Genomic DNA, 14871 nt, shown 5'->3' with positions numbered 1-14871 from the left:
AACAACGGAGGAGTAATGAACAATGACAACAGTGGCGCAACTATTAGGCATCAAATATCCCATTCTGCAGGGGGCAATGGCAAATATCTCCACCCATAAACTTGTGGGCCCCGTTTCGGAAGCTGGGGGCTTGGGAATCATCGCTTCGTGCGGCATGTCCGCTGAACAGCTCCGCGAAGAAATACGCTTGACGCGCGCATTCACAAACAAACCGTTCGGAGTCAATCTGATGCTGCAGATGCCGAACTGCGATGAGCTTGTGCAAGTCATCATCGAGGAGGGGGTCGCGGTTGTGACGACGGGGGCCGGGTCGCCAAAGAGATATATGCCGCTTTTCAAAGCAGCGGGCATCAAGGTGATCCCCGTCATCGCCTCGGTCAAACATGCCATAAAGATGGAGGAAGCCGGGGCGGATGCAGTCATTGCCGAAGGGCAGGAAGCCGGCGGACACATCGGCCAGACCGCCTCATTATCCCTGTTGCCCCAGGTTGTCGATGCTGTCACTATTCCCGTTCTGGGAGCAGGCGGAATCGGGGACGGCCGCTCGGTTGTCGCGATGTTTGCATTGGGTGCGCAAGGCATACAAGCCGGGACCTTATTCCTTTCCGCGGCAGAATGCCCTATTTCGGACAGCTACAAACAATTTTTGCTTGACGCAAACGACACGGCTACGATAGTGACCGGCCGCAAAGCCAAAGAGCCGGTGCGTTCACTCCGCAATCCGATGCTGGAGCAATATGCCGCCTTGGAAGCAGCGAACGCTCCCCATGAAGAGTTGGAGAAACTGACAGTCGGTTCATTGGCCCGAGCAGTCTACGACGGGGATACCGAAACGGGCTCCTGCATGGCCGGCGAAATCGCCGGGATGATCACAAACATCCGCCCAGCCAAACAAATCATCGAAGAGCTGTTCGCTGAAGCTGAGGATGTACTGGCAAAACTAAAGATCCCAAATGAAAATTGTTGTTGACTATTAACGAATGCTCGTTTATTATAAGGGGCATGAGATATAAAGATGAAAACAAAAAAGAAGCTATTTATCATGCCACAATGTTACTTTTGAACGAAATTGGTTTTTCTTCTACATCAATGTCTAAAATTGCCAAACGCGCAGGCGTTTCAGCGTCAACGATCTATGTGTATTTTGAAAATAAAAATGATATGTTGCATAAATTATATTTAGAAACCAAAAACAAAATGAGCGATAAGATGTTTTCCGGCATTGAGGATGACATAGATGTAAAAAAAGGTTTTGAAATAATCAGTCGCAACTATATAAACTTTATTATGGAAAATAGAGACGAATTTTTATTTCTGCAGCAGTTCGGCAATTCACCTTACATGGGAGAAGTAGAAGCGAATCAGGTAGATATTTTGTTTGAGCCTGTATATAAGTTAGCCAAAAGGGGCCAAGAAGAAAATATCATAAAAACTGTAAATAAGGATCTGCTGTTTGTCCACATCGAAACACCAATTTCCGAATTAGCAAAGAAATATTTCAGAGGGGATTTTGAATTTACTGAAGAAAATATTTCCGCACTTGTTGAAATGAGTTGGGATGCTATCAAAAGATAGCATCCTAATTTTAAAAATCGAAAATGAACGAACGAACGTTTAACAAAAGAGGCCTACTAAAAAAAGAAGCAAGGCATTAAAGGAGGTGATGAAAATGTAAAAGATATCTTACAATTCATTCGACAAATCATTCGACAAAAAAATTTAAGAAGATAGAGGGAATTTAACCATGGCAGAAAAAGTATTTTTTAAAAACAATCAACACCAAATGGCGGGACTGTTATTTTTACCAAATGATTTGAATAAAGAAGAAAAACATCCGGCGATCGTCATTTCATCACCAGCAGGTGCAGTTAAGGAACAATCTCCGTCTGTGTACGGAGAAAAACTCGCGAAAGCAGGCCTGATTGCACTGGCTTTCGACACTTCCCACCAAGGCGAAAGCGGTGGCGAACCCCGTTATCTCGAAAATCCAACCGATCGTGTTGAGGATATAAAATGTGCCGTTGATTACTTAACGACACTTCCATATATTGATGTTGACCGAGTCGGCGCATTGGGGATTTGTTCGGGTGGTGGCTATGTATTCAACGCTGCGATGACGGATCGGCGAATCAAAGCGGCAGCCGGTGTCAGCATCTCTGATCCAGCAGCATGGATTCGTGATGGAATTGACGGAAGCGTTCCGGTTGAGGCCCAAATTCAATTGTTGGAAGAAGCATCAAATCAACGGACCCGGGAAGCAAATGGTGCCGATCCAATTTACGGAGAATTTGTTCCAGGGAAAGTGACAGACGACATGCCTGTAACATTAAAAGAAGCAAATAACTACTACAGAACAGCGAGAGCGCAACACCCGAATTCAGAAAATAAAGTATCTATGGCTTCTATCGACAAATTATTGGCATTTTCGACATTCCAATTTGCAGAGCGCTTCCTAACGCAACCAATTTTGATTGTTGCCGGCAGCAAGGCCGATACTATTGGTTATTCAGAAGATATCTTCGCTAAGGCGGCATCTGATAACAAGGAACTGTTCAAAATTGAGGGCGCGACACACGTAGACTTGTACGATATTCCCCAATACGTAGATCCTGCCAGTGAAAAATTAGATGGATTCTTTAAGCGATACTTGTAGGAAAATAGTTCCTGACGGAAAAGTGAAAAAAGACGAGATAAAAAATAGAGTTTCCGCACACCTTTCAATTTGTGCGGAAACTCTATTTTTGCGGAAGGGTTGCAGCCACGGTCTGCGGAATATGCAATCAATCTGTTTCCTTGATTGCTACTGATATTCTGATTAAATGATTCCCGGAGTTCCGGATTGAAATTCCGCTGATCGGATAATCTTCATAAGTATTCCCACTGATTTCAAGCCGGTTCTCTTGAATGTAATCGTACACATTTTGATAAAGCTGTCCAATATCTGAACCGTCAGTGTAATCTAGATATTCCAAATACGTACCTCTTTTGATTTCATTTTTTCCAGAGTAGGATTTGAAGAAAATACGATCAGCTTTATCCCATTTCTTGTGAATCATAGAATTTTTGGTGAAGATTCTGCCAGTATGGCCATGGTAATCTATATCATTTTTTTTACAGGCCCTTAAAAAATCGAGGACTGTATCAATTTCTTCCGAAAGGATCACCGGGCTAAGGTTAATATGCTCTTTTGCTTTATGAACAATCTCAAATTTGGGGGTAACGACATGCTTGAACTGCTGAATATTGTGAAGATAGATTTCCATGCTGTGCTTCAGATTTTCCAGATTATAGATTTGTTTTTCGATCAAAGTGACATGGGAACCAAGCAACTCATAGGCGGATTCTGCAGATCTATTTTGAAAATAGCTTTTGATCTCCTTAATGGATACACCCATGGATCGCATGAAGGTTATGACATATGCCTGATCCAATTGCTTATAATCATACAATCTGTATCTGTTGCTGTTTCTCACAACGGGCTTCAGAATACCCTCTCTGTCGTAAAAAATAAGATTTGGTCTCGTAATACTTGAAAGCTCTGCAAATTCACTAATGCTGATCAGGTTGTCTTGCTCTTTATCCATTAATCCCACCCCTTTTCTCTCAAATATTAGCAAAAACATGCTTGACTGTAAAGTTTGTTTACAGTTTAGAATGGGTTTACATACGTATGGATACTAAATTGTTTGCAGGGAAGGGAAGATAAGGAATGAGTAACACAAATAAATCTGAAAAATTTGAGCCACTTGCTGAACAAATAATTCACTTGATAGGGGGGGCAGATAATCTCGCATTCTTTACGCATTGTGTCACAAGATTACGTTTTACTCTTAAGGATAGAGAGTTGGTAAATACACAATCGATAGAAACATTTAATGAAGTAGTCGGCTGCCAATGGTCGGGTAATCAACTTCAAGTGATCATAGGCCAAGAAGTCAATGATGCCTATGATCTGATATGCAAAAAGAACGACTTGCTGATGGAGAATGACGCCAACAAAGGTAGCAAACAAAAATTGAAAGTGAGCTTCTCTGATTTGGTCGATGTCATCTCAGGATGTCTAACACCGCTTATTCCGTTACTAATTGGCGCAGGTATGATCAAAGTACTTGTTTTGTTGACACAAATAACAGGAATACTCGATCCACAGTCCTCTAGCTATCTTGTTTTGAATTTTGTCGGAGATTCAGGCTACTATTTTTTACCTATTTTTGTTGGTGCAACAGCAGCGCGGAAATTCAGTGCTAACATTGGAATGGGTATGTTGATGGGAGCAGTATTTTTGCATCCGGTTTTTATTTCCAGTGTTTCTGAGGGCATCCCGTTATCTATTGCGGGAATCCCGATTTCTCCGGTTAATTATGCTAATACTATCTTTCCGACAATCATGTCCGTATATATAATGTCATCTGTTGAAAAATTCATCGCAAACCATTCTCCCAATGCTCTGCGGTCGTTGTTGCAACCGCTATTAACGATCCTAATCATGATACCGCTCATTCTATGCCTGATCGGTCCAGCAGGTTCATTTTTAGGAACTTATTTTGCGGAGGCGATCATGTGGATCTACAGCACTACTGGTTTCCTTGGTATAGCAATTCTTTCAATGCTATTGCCTTTTGTTATTATGACTGGTATGCATACAGCGTTTGTTCCATATATGGTTCAATCACTCGCAACAATAGGTTATGAACCTATCCTGTCAACAGCAATGTTTATTTCTAATTTTAATCAGGGGGCCGCAGCAGCAGCAGTCGCAATAAAATCCAGAAATGTACAGACAAAATCAACAGCTATTTCAGCAGCGGTTGCTGCGGTAGGTGCTGGAGTAACAGAACCCGCACTTTTTGGAATAAACATGAAACTGAAACAACCGTTGATCGGTGCAATGATAGGTAGTTTTGTTGGTGCTGGATTTGCTGGCGTTATGCATGTCTACGCTTTTGCCTTTTCCGGCAGCAGCGGCATCTTCGGACTGCCGGCTTTTGTAGGGACGCCAGCGACGAATATCATTTTCATGATTATTAGCATTTTGATTGGTGTGGCGGTAACTTTCGTTTCGACATTAATTCTGTATCAAGAAGTAGGTGAACCAGATCGACAGGATTCCAGGCAACAGCGCGATAGTTATCCAGACAAAGCAATGAATCAACTTTTTGCCCCTGTGAGTGGCGATATCATCCCAATGGAAGATATCCCGGATCCCGTATTCGCATCTGGAGCCTTGGGTAAGGGGATTGGGATTAACCCGACAGACAACACACTTTTCTCTCCGGCTGATGGAACAGTTATTATGGTTGCCGATACGAAGCATGCTATCGGGATAAGAACCATTTCTGGAGCAGAGATTCTGTTGCACGTTGGGATCGACACTGTGGAGATGTTGGGGAATGGTTTTGATTTGAAAATCCAAGTGAATGAAGATGTCCGGAAAGGTCAAGAACTTTTGTATTTTGACAAAAGAAAAATTGAGGATGCCGGGTACTCACCTATAGTAATAATGATTGTCACTAATGGCAATGAATTACAAACGACCGAATTCAGCAAAGAAGGTTCGATCGAAAATACTGAGATGATAGGATGTGCATTATAAATGTCTGTATCGAACATAAAAAAAGAGGGAATTTTCCCCAATAAATTCTTGTGGGGTGGTGCTACCGCAGCGAATCAATTTGAAGGCGGGTGGAATGAAGGAGGAAAAGGAGAAAGCATAGCTGATCATATGACGGGCGGATCAGCAATCAGTCCGAGAAAATTCACAAAACAAATCGCCCACGATGAGCATTACCCAAGTCACGAGGCTGTAGATTTTTACAGCAGATATAAAGAAGATATCCAACTGTTAGGAGAAATGGGCTTCAAAATATTCAGAATGTCCATCAATTGGACAAGAATTTATCCGAACGGTGATGAATCAGTCCCGAATGCGCAGGGGTTGGATTTTTATAAAAAGGTCTTCCTGGAGTGCAAAAAATATGGGATCGAGCCACTAGTCACCATATCACACTATGAAATGCCTTTTGCACTCAGCGCGAATTACGGCGGTTGGCTCAATCGGAAGTGCATAGAGTTTTATCTGAAATTTTGTGAAACAATTTTTACGGAATTTAAAGGAATGGTGAAGTATTGGATCACATTCAATGAAATGAACTGTATGCAATATAGCTTCGGAGAATATTTGAGTGGTGGTTTCATTCCTGAAGAGGATGGTCCGCTAGACCTATTTATTCCTGATACCAAAGAAGCCTTGAGCAAAAGATATCGGGCTTTGCATAATCAGCTTGTTGCAAGTGCTAAGGCAGTCAATTTGGCACACTCTCTTGATCCGGAAAACAAAATCGGGTGCATGCTTGCCAGCAGTTGTATTTACCCGATGACATGCAATCCAAAAGATATCCTGGAAGCGCAAAAGATGGTTCAATTGCGAAATTACTACTGTGGGGATGTTTTGGTACGAGGAGAGTATCCATTTTTTGCTGAACGTTTCTGGGAAGAGAACGATATCAATCTTTCGGTTGAGGATGAGGATTTCGAAACTTTAAGGACAGGGACTGTCGACTACTTTTCATTCAGTTATTACATGTCCGGGTGCATGAGTGCCGATCCGGATATTTTAAAGTCAGGGGGGAATGTGTTTGCTTCTGTCAATAATCCCTACCTAAGTGCCAGCGATTGGGGATGGCAAATCGATCCTGAGGGACTGAGATATTATCTGAACGAAATTTATGGGCGCTACCGCATTCCGATTATGATCGTCGAGAATGGATTGGGAGCTTATGATAAAGTGGATGATGACGGGGAAATCCATGACCAGTATCGGATTGACTACTTAAAAGCCCATATCGAACAAATGGCTGAGGCAATTAAGGATGGCGTGGATCTTATTGGGTACACTGCTTGGGGTTGTATCGATCTGATTTCTGCAAGTACCGGCGAGATGGACAAAAGATATGGTTTCGTCTATGTAGATACGGATAACGATGGGAGTGGGAGCTTTACTAGGATAAAGAAGGATAGTTTTCACTGGTATAAAAAGGTGATTGAGACTAATGGCGAAGACCTATAAGGGCGAATGAGCCGTCCTCGGTACAGTCAACGGCGGCGGGATTCAAGGCAAACCTGATGAAATCGACAAGAATATCCTTTATCAAGCAAACCACCATCAGTTCGTGGCGAGCGGATTGGCCACAAAAATCGGCCACGAAATCAATCCGGACTTCAAGATCGGATGCATGGTAGCGAACAGCCCGCATTATCCGTTGACCCCGAATCCGGATGATGTGTGGGAGGCGATGGTACACGACCGGGAAACGCTCTTCTTCGCGGATGTCCAAGCGCGTGGGGAATATCCGGATTAAATGAAACGCTTCTACGAAGAGAACGGCATCCAGCTCGAAATCACAGAAGATGACTTGGCGTTGATGAAGCACACGGTGGATTACATTTCGTTCATCTACTACATGAGTTACTGCGCGACCGCCGATGAAAAGCTGAACATCAAAGTGCTGGGCAACGTGAAGAGCACTGTGATGAATCCTTATCTGGAGGCTTCTGCGTGGGATGGCAAATCGATCCGAAAGGACTGCGCTATGCCCTGAACGGGACATATTCCGGCAAATTGGGTATCCTATGGTTGGATTCGCACCCGGACGTCTCGACGCCTAAGGATATCGAAAGAGTTCACGCAATGATCCTTGTAAATGTGTTGGGCGGAGGTTCGCCCAAGTCATCCGGATCTTCAAGGACATTTCCGAAAAAGTCGATTTTGTCGGACTGGGCAAAGCCGAACATATGCCATGGGATGCGATTAATTTGAGGAATGCACTCTCGGAGATTGAGATATTCAAGCATTGACTTATAAATGTTGCTGAAATAGTCGAATGCTGATGTGGCATTCGACTATTTTGTGTTGCGGCCAAGTCAAATAGCCGAATGTTTGAGGGCATTCGACAATTTGTGCATAAATCCGCATCGGATTGCTGAATATATCCGGTACATCCGGCAATCCAATGGAATCGGCCCGCCGCTTTCCGATAGCCGAAACAATTAAATTCCTGATCCGCATGATAGTTTGGTAAAATAGTAACCAGAAGACTTCGCGCTCCGGATGTGCTGAGCGGAAATGTTTTGGAGGCTACAACTATGTACAATCACCAACTGGCAACATTCATCATCGTGGCCGATTCCGGCAGTTTCAACAAAGCTTCAGAGCAACTGTATGTATCGCCTAATGCTGTCATGAAGCAAATCAATCTGCTGGAAAACAGTCTCGGGTTCGATCTGTTTGTCAGGACGCATCGGGGCGTCCAATTGACACCGGCGGGCGAATCGATGTACCGGGATGCGAAATATCTCATCCAGTATGCCAAAGATTCCGTAGCGAGAGCGGAAAAGATGGTGGCCGAACCCAAACATGTCCTGCGGATCGGGACCTCGTTGACGACGCCTGTCCAATTTCTGGTCAGTCTGTGGCCGCAGATCCGGCAACACAATCCGGATCTGAAATTCGAGCTGGTCTCATTTGAGAACACGCCGGAGAACGCGCGGGAAATCATGAACCATTTCGGCAGGAACATCGACTTGGTCGCCGGCATCTACAGCGACAACATACTGAGCGAGCGGCGATGTTCGGCATTGAAATTGTATGACACACCCCTTTGTGCGGCGGTCCCGCTCCATCATCGCTTGGCGTCAAATGATGAAATAGCGGTAGAAGACCTCTTCGGTGAAAAGGTCATGCTCATCAAACGCGGCTACATGAGCGCCTTTGATGAAGTCAGGGATGACCTGGAGGAACACTATCCGAGAATCCAGATTGAAGATTTTTCATTTTTCGATGTGAATGTCTTCAATAAATGTGAAAACGACAACGCGGTTCTGATCGGCGTGAACGAATGGGGAAATGTCCATCCATTGCTGAAGATCATTCCGATCAGCTGGAATCATACGATTCCGATGGGGATCCTGCATTCGAACAATCCGTCCAAAGATGTCAAAGAATTTTTGCAGATCATCAGTCAGATGTATGGGATTCAGTCCTAACCTTTGGGTTGCAACTCGTGAGCCAGGAGAGACTTCTTAATAGTCTCTTTTGTACTATACTTAAGTTGTAACAGAACGAAGGGGGACTCGGAAATGAAAACAAGAGTATTGGGAAGAGGATTGGAAGTATCGGCAATCGGGCTTGGCTGCATGGGGATGGACCACGCCTACGGAGCTCCGGCCGACAGAGAAGAAATGATCAAGCTGATCCGGCGCGCTGTCGAACTGGGCTGCAATTTCTTTGATACCGCAGTAGTCTATGGTGAGGCGAACGAAGTATTGTTGGGCAAAGCTTTGGAAATCTACAACCGCGAAGACGTCATCATCGCCACCAAATTCGGCATCTACGGCCAGAAGATGGTAGATGGCAAACTTGAGAATCTGCTGAACAGCAAGCCGGATTCCATCAGGGAACAAATCGAAGGCTCATTGGCGCGATTGGGCGTTGACTATATCGACCTGTATTACCAGCACCGCGTCGATCCGGAGGTTGAACCGGAAGCGGTGGCCGGCGTGATGAAGGAATTGATGGCTGAAGGGAAGATCAAACATTGGGGCTTGTCGAATGCGCCCTTGGATTACTTAAGAAGAGCCCACGCAGTCTGCCCGGTAACCTGTATCGAAAATCAGTACTCGATGGTTTTCAGAGAGCCGGAGAAAGAAATCTTCAAGGTATGCGAAGAACTGGGTATCGGTTTTGTCGCTTATTCACCCCTCGGAAATGGTTTTCTGAGCGGAAAATATGATGCGAACACGAAATATGCTGAAGGGGATTTCCGGAGCAAAATGGGCAGATTCAGCCCTGAAGTGATGCAAAAAAATCAAGCGTTGCTGGATTTGCTGAAGGAAATCGCCGACAGCAAGGACGCTACGAGCGCGCAAATCGTTTTGGCTTGGGAACTCGCGCAGAAACCATGGATCGTCCCGATTCCCGGAACAACGAAAATGCATCGTCTGGAGGAGAATCTGGGCGGAGCTGATGTTGAATTGAGCCAGCAAGAACTGCAGGACATCAGCGCGGCCTTGGATGCTCTGGACATTGATGAAACACATTTCTGATTAAAGTTTACCGTAATTCCGGATCATGATGAATTGTATCTCAAGAAATGAAGCAGACATCTAAAACCCCGCCCGAAAATGAGCCGCTAAACAATGCGAGCCAATTTCGGGTGGGGTTTTCCTTTCCTTGGGCATTCTTACTCTCTGGTGTATGATTAGGATAGAAAGAGAGTAATCACCTATCCGCAAGATTTGCATGCCCTATAATGATTAACTAACTAAAAAGGTGGGATTATCATGAAAAAAATGTTCAGGAAAAAGGCGATTACCGGGGGAATAGGGAATCTGAAAAAAGGGGAGGTAGCGGAAGTACAAGTTGAAACAGAATTTTCAGATAGTGATCTGAAGCAAGAAGAAAAAGAATTTGAATCATTCTTCTCTGAAGTGTTAAAAAAATTACCGCAAAAAACATCTGAAAGTGTCCTTAACGCATACGACAAATCAAAAGAGCAAGCTGAAAAAATACTGGCTAAGAGTAAAGCTCAATTTGACGGTATCTTCGACGAGTTTTTGGAAGGCGTTGATGAAGAAAAACGTAAAAAATGTCATAAGACTGTTCATGCCGCTTCTTTGACAGCAGCCATAATCGGCTGTTCACCAATCCCTTTTTCAGATGCTTTCTTGCTGGTTCCTGTTCAATTAACAATGATGTCTCGTCTGCACAAGATATTTGGTCAATCATGGTCCGAAAGTCTTGGGAAAAGTCTATCCAGGGAATTGATTGTTGTTGGTTTGGGCAGAGGTGCAGTCGGAAATATCCTGAAATTGGTACCCGCTGTAGGCACTGTTGCAGGAGCCGCAATTAACGGTGCCGTTGCCAGTACCATCACAGAGTCTTTAGGTTGGGTAACCGTCAAAATGTTGAATGACGGCGAAGATATTTTCGATCAAGCCATGTCCTTCAAGGGGCAGTTCAATACGTTGTTCAAAACACTTCAGAACTCCAGTAAACCATCAAATGAAAAATGAATTTCATGACAGATAAATTCTTTAGGGACAAAGTTGCAGTTGTTTTGTCTCTTTTTTTATTTATTACATCATTGAGGTGTCTGTAATGGATGAAGCGTATGAGAAGAAAGTGATATAATGGTTTTCATATCAACATTGAAGGGAAGATGCGCATGTACGATTTAACGAATGATTTCCATATTGCGGTCCCGACCGCATTTTACGATACCGAGGATCTGAATACGGTAGCGACGCTGCAGCATATCATGCATCTATACGGGCAGGGCGTGAAATCCGTTCTGGCATGCGGATCGACTGGGGAGCAGCACAGCCTGTCGCTGGCTGAGAAACTGCAGCTGCTGGAAAGCCTGGATGCGGACAATTCCATACCGGATGACCTCGAGGTGATTTTCGGAGTGGCCAGCATCAGGCAAAAAGAAGCTCTGCTGCTGGCTGAAAAAGTCAACGCGAGTCCGAAAATCAGCGGCATACTGTTGGGTTTCCCGCCTTATATCTTGCCTTCACAGAAAGAGGCAAAACTATATGTGGAAGCTATCGCGAAAGTCATCGATAAGCCCATCATTTTATATAATAATCCGCGGCGCATGGGTTTCAACTTGGAGCTGGATACTTTTGCTGAATTGATCAAGCTGCCGAACATCATTGGCATCAAGGAAGCTGGCGATAGCGAGCGGATACCCGAATTGATTTCCGCGGCCGGTAAAAAAATCTATGTCTACGCTGGTGGGGAAATCGATCTCGACCAGAAGATAGGGTTGGGCGCGACCCGTTTGTCCTCTATGGCGGGAAATCTGTATCCGAAAGAGGTTGAATTGTATTTCCTGGATTTGCTGCACGACCGCGCGGACAAAACAAAAAACGCCGGAATCGAAGACAAGATTCACAACGTTTTTGCGGAAAATCCGATTTTTTACATCAAAAATGAAATTACGAAGCAAACGCAGATCGATATGGGAATTGCACGTTCGCCGCTGGGGAATCAGTAACAGTTCAGTGCTTGATGGAAGAGCCGAACTCCGGTAAGGGGCGCTTCGCCGGAAGAAATAGTCTTTCAAACACCGGCATCTCCGGCGAGCGAGCTTTCACCGGAGAATAGTAATGAAACAAGAAATCAATCTCCGTCGACGGGTCCTTCATCGGAGATGACTGAAGAATGGACTGCGTGTGTTACGATTGACCTAGAAAGTACTGTCAGATATGGGATGGGTGAATTGTTTGAATGTGCATCCCTTGCTGTATCTGCCATAAAAAAGTAGTATATTAGGCATATACAATTTTTGCCAATTTAAGCATGTAAAGTGAGGAGATCCAGTTATGTCGACACCTGAATTAAGAGCACAAATCATCGAAGCGTTCCAAAACCGTTACGCCACAAAATCCTTCGATCCGACGAAAAAAATTGCCGAGGAAGATTGGGAAACAATCATTGAATCGGCTCGTTTATCGCCGAGCTCCTTTGGCTATGAACCATGGAAGTTCCTGTTGGTGAACAATGTGGAAATCAAAGAAGGATTGAAGGGGATCGCTGCAGGAGCAGTCAACAGCCTGAATGGCGCCAGCCATTTCGTCATCGCGCTGGCACGAAAAAATGTGACAATCGAAAGTGATCATGTCAGACACATTGTGGAGGACGTGCTCGGCGCGGAATTTGCTATTGACTCGCCGCGCAGCCAGTATTTCGACAATTTTCAAAAGAACAATCAGCAATTGACGGATGAACGCACTTTGTACGATTGGGCCTCCAAGCAGACCTACATCGCGATGGCAAATATGATGACTACCGCAGCTCTGTTGGGAATCGATAGCTGTCCGATCGAAGGCTTCAACAAAGCCAATGTTGAGAAATACTTGTCGGAAAAAGGTCTGGTCGACCTGAACGAGTTCGGTGTTTCCTATATGCTCGGGTTGGGCTACCGCAATGAACCGATCACGCCGAAGAAAAGACAGTCCTTGGATGAAATCTTGGAAATCATCGACTGAGTCCTTTGTGGTCGATGCGGAACTGGAATAGGCTAAGTTTGCTCGGAAATACACAAAAAGAACAACGAATACAACAGGAAGACAATCCTATCAGGTGTAGGGCTGCCTTCCTGTTTTTTGCATTATATAGACAAAAAAGCGGTTTTTTGAACAATATTGGCTGAGCAGTATTATTGACTTAGCGTCCACTTCATTGTATAAAGTAAGTACATCTCATCAGTCAATTGCCTTGTGGTTGCCCAGCGGCTATCGGCCCATTACATAAGTTTTGTTAACAAGGAGGAACCCAATTTGAAAAAATATACAAATATGAACGATATGACCCTACAAGAATGTGAACATCTTAGAGTGGAAATGGAAATGAAGAAAAACTACTACGGTGCTTTTGTAAGCAACGTACTGACGGATGAAATGACCGAAAAAATGGAAAGCCTGTACGGCTGTGATTCGAACCAATAGTTACCGGTCAGCGGAAAGCTCTGCAGCTGATCAAACAATTGTTGTTTCGCGAGTAGCCCAAAGCGACCAATTGGTACTGATGAGATGCAGACAGAAACTAAGTGAGCTCCTGCAGTGGAGCACTTAGGGGATTAGAATACTGAAATGAAAACAGCTGGAGACGTCATTGACGTTTTCCGGCTGTTTTTTTTGGTGCGGCTAGGAATAATGGTGGGCTTTACTTGATGGAAAGGGAGCATTGACAGGTTTTGTTCAGCATGATAATCTTTAGTGAGTTTACAGGTGTCAAGACAAAGGGAAATTAAGCCGTGGAGGTTAGGATATTGATGGGGAAGATGAACGCACAGATGAGCGATGCGGAATTAGTCGCGGGTATACAGAGGTTGAAGCAGGAGAAGGATATCGTCGTTCTGGCGCATTTTTACGTTCAAGACGAGATTCAGGACGTGGCAGACCACATTGGCGATAGCTATCAGTTGGCGAAATTGGCGCAGACTACGCCGCAGCAGACAATCTGTTTCTGCGGGGTAAACTTCATGGGGGAGAGCGCGAAGATTTTGAGCCCAGGAAAGCAGATCATCATGCCGGACATCAATGCCGGTTGTCCGATGGCTGATATGATAACGATCGATGAAATCGAGCGTGTCAAGGCCCAGTACGATGATTTGGCGGTTGTCGCGTATGTGAATACGACGGCGGAAACAAAGGCGCACAGCGATGTCTGTGTGACGTCTTCCAACTGTCTGGAGATCGTGCGCAGCCTGCCGCAGAAGAACATCTATTTCATTCCGGATATCAATCTTGGATCGTACATCAAGAGCCAGGTGCCGGAGAAAAATGTCATTCTGCACGACGGCTTTTGCTGCGTGCACCACAAGATCCGCGTTGCGGCTGTCCAGGAGATGATCGCGGCCAATCCGGATTACAAGGTGCTGGTGCATCCGGAGGCGCAGGCGGAAGTTGTTGCGCTCGGCGATGTAGTCGGCAGCACTAAGGTGTTGTTGGATGAAGTGAAGAAGAATGATGCGCCTGGATATATCGTCTGTACCGAAGTGGGCATTTTGCACCAGATGAGGAAGGCAGCTCCGGGTAAGGAATTCCTGGTGCCGACGCGTACCCAGACATGCCGCAGCATGAAACGGAACACCTTGCAGAAATTGTATGATGCGATGGATACCATGACACCGGAAATCATGATGGATGAAGAATTGATGCAGCAGGCTCTCCGTCCATTGGAAAAGATGATGGAACTTTCTTTGAATTTGGTCAGATGATTAGGTGAATATTGAAATGGAGGGGCTATCTCAGATGAGGCAGCCCCTTCTTTGCGGTTTGACAGTGGATTTGCCCCGCCAAATGGGT

At 44.8% G+C, this 14871-nt stretch carries 13 protein-coding genes and 1 pseudogene; 13 read left to right on the top strand and 1 reads right to left on the bottom strand.

From position 1 onward, the window contains the following. Positions 1-22: 22 nt before the first annotated feature. The 3 genes from BMX58_RS02395 (at position 23) to BMX58_RS02385 (ending at position 2653) form a co-directional block, all read left to right on the top strand. Entirely contained in the window at positions 23-970 is a 948-nt protein-coding gene (locus BMX58_RS02395; protein WP_068622042.1) for a nitronate monooxygenase, read from the top strand. Positions 971-1002: 32 nt separating this feature from the next. Next, positions 1003-1575, top strand: coding sequence for a TetR/AcrR family transcriptional regulator (locus BMX58_RS02390; RefSeq protein ID WP_068622219.1), 573 nt, complete (start codon positions 1003-1005; stop codon positions 1573-1575). A 169-nt stretch (positions 1576-1744) separates the two neighbouring features. Beyond that, the gene (locus BMX58_RS02385) at positions 1745-2653 is read left to right on the top strand and encodes an alpha/beta hydrolase (RefSeq protein ID WP_068622041.1); all 909 of its coding nucleotides are present in this window, start codon (positions 1745-1747) and stop codon (positions 2651-2653) included. 127 nt (positions 2654-2780) lie between these two features. Here BMX58_RS02385 and BMX58_RS02380 read toward each other — a convergent pair whose 3' ends face one another. After that, entirely contained in the window at positions 2781-3584 is an 804-nt protein-coding gene (locus BMX58_RS02380) for a MerR family transcriptional regulator (protein WP_068622039.1), read from the bottom strand. A 125-nt stretch (positions 3585-3709) separates the two neighbouring features. Here BMX58_RS02380 and BMX58_RS02375 point away from each other — a divergent pair, with 125 nt between their 5' ends. The 10 genes and pseudogenes from BMX58_RS02375 (at position 3710) to nadA (ending at position 14783) form a co-directional block, all read left to right on the top strand. Then, positions 3710-5593 carry a beta-glucoside-specific PTS transporter subunit IIABC gene (locus BMX58_RS02375; protein WP_068622037.1) on the top strand — a complete coding sequence of 628 codons (1884 nt, stop codon included), beginning with the start codon at positions 3710-3712 and terminating at the stop codon, positions 5591-5593. Beyond that, positions 5594-7066 (top strand): glycoside hydrolase family 1 protein, encoded by a 1473-nt coding sequence (locus tag BMX58_RS02370; RefSeq protein WP_068622035.1) that lies wholly within the window; start codon positions 5594-5596, stop codon positions 7064-7066. Positions 7067-7169: 103 nt separating this feature from the next. Next, a pseudogene (locus tag BMX58_RS14880) lies at positions 7170-7598 on the top strand (family 1 glycosylhydrolase). Positions 7599-8142: 544 nt separating this feature from the next. Beyond that, positions 8143-9042, top strand: a complete 900-nt coding sequence (locus tag BMX58_RS02350) for a LysR family transcriptional regulator (protein ID WP_068622029.1) — start codon at positions 8143-8145, stop codon at positions 9040-9042. A gap of 93 nt (positions 9043-9135) precedes the next feature. Then, the gene (locus BMX58_RS02345) at positions 9136-10101 is read left to right on the top strand and encodes an aldo/keto reductase (protein ID WP_068622028.1); all 966 of its coding nucleotides are present in this window, start codon (positions 9136-9138) and stop codon (positions 10099-10101) included. Positions 10102-10338: 237 nt separating this feature from the next. Next, positions 10339-11070, top strand: a complete 732-nt coding sequence (locus BMX58_RS02340; RefSeq protein ID WP_068622026.1) for a YcjF family protein — start codon at positions 10339-10341, stop codon at positions 11068-11070. 152 nt (positions 11071-11222) lie between these two features. Further along, positions 11223-12056 carry a dihydrodipicolinate synthase family protein gene (locus BMX58_RS02335; protein WP_068622023.1) on the top strand — a complete coding sequence of 278 codons (834 nt, stop codon included), beginning with the start codon at positions 11223-11225 and terminating at the stop codon, positions 12054-12056. Between the two features lie 328 nt (positions 12057-12384). After that, positions 12385-13050: an NAD(P)H-dependent oxidoreductase gene (locus tag BMX58_RS02330; RefSeq protein WP_068622021.1), complete on the top strand. Its 666-nt coding sequence runs from the start codon at positions 12385-12387 to the stop codon at positions 13048-13050. A 291-nt stretch (positions 13051-13341) separates the two neighbouring features. Beyond that, positions 13342-13509, top strand: coding sequence for a hypothetical protein (locus BMX58_RS14620; protein ID WP_157077221.1), 168 nt, complete (start codon positions 13342-13344; stop codon positions 13507-13509). Between the two features lie 326 nt (positions 13510-13835). After that, complete coding sequence (gene nadA / locus BMX58_RS02325) at positions 13836-14783, top strand: quinolinate synthase NadA (RefSeq protein WP_239420531.1); 948 nt, start codon at positions 13836-13838, stop codon at positions 14781-14783. Positions 14784-14871 lie beyond the last annotated feature (88 nt).

This window comes from Trichococcus ilyis (assembly GCF_900109135.1).
Taxonomy (GTDB): domain Bacteria; phylum Bacillota; class Bacilli; order Lactobacillales; family Aerococcaceae; genus Trichococcus; species Trichococcus ilyis.
Note: the sequence above shows the minus strand (reverse complement) of the source record. Positions and strands in the feature narration are given on the sequence as shown.

Coding starts and splice junctions, on each gene's coding strand:
- BMX58_RS02345 (WP_068622028.1), top strand. CDS start 9,136: ATGAAAACAAGAGTATTGGGAAGAGGATTGGAAGTATCGGCAATCGGG.
- BMX58_RS02395 (WP_068622042.1), top strand. CDS start 23: ATGACAACAGTGGCGCAACTATTAGGCATCAAATATCCCATTCTGCAG.
- BMX58_RS02380 (WP_068622039.1), bottom strand. CDS start 3,584: ATGGATAAAGAGCAAGACAACCTGATCAGCATTAGTGAATTTGCAGAG.
- BMX58_RS02350 (WP_068622029.1), top strand. CDS start 8,143: ATGTACAATCACCAACTGGCAACATTCATCATCGTGGCCGATTCCGGC.
- BMX58_RS02330 (WP_068622021.1), top strand. CDS start 12,385: ATGTCGACACCTGAATTAAGAGCACAAATCATCGAAGCGTTCCAAAAC.
- nadA (WP_239420531.1), top strand. CDS start 13,836: ATGGGGAAGATGAACGCACAGATGAGCGATGCGGAATTAGTCGCGGGT.
- BMX58_RS02370 (WP_068622035.1), top strand. CDS start 5,594: ATGTCTGTATCGAACATAAAAAAAGAGGGAATTTTCCCCAATAAATTC.
- BMX58_RS02340 (WP_068622026.1), top strand. CDS start 10,339: ATGAAAAAAATGTTCAGGAAAAAGGCGATTACCGGGGGAATAGGGAAT.
- BMX58_RS02335 (WP_068622023.1), top strand. CDS start 11,223: ATGTACGATTTAACGAATGATTTCCATATTGCGGTCCCGACCGCATTT.
- BMX58_RS02385 (WP_068622041.1), top strand. CDS start 1,745: ATGGCAGAAAAAGTATTTTTTAAAAACAATCAACACCAAATGGCGGGA.
- BMX58_RS02375 (WP_068622037.1), top strand. CDS start 3,710: ATGAGTAACACAAATAAATCTGAAAAATTTGAGCCACTTGCTGAACAA.
- BMX58_RS02390 (WP_068622219.1), top strand. CDS start 1,003: ATGAGATATAAAGATGAAAACAAAAAAGAAGCTATTTATCATGCCACA.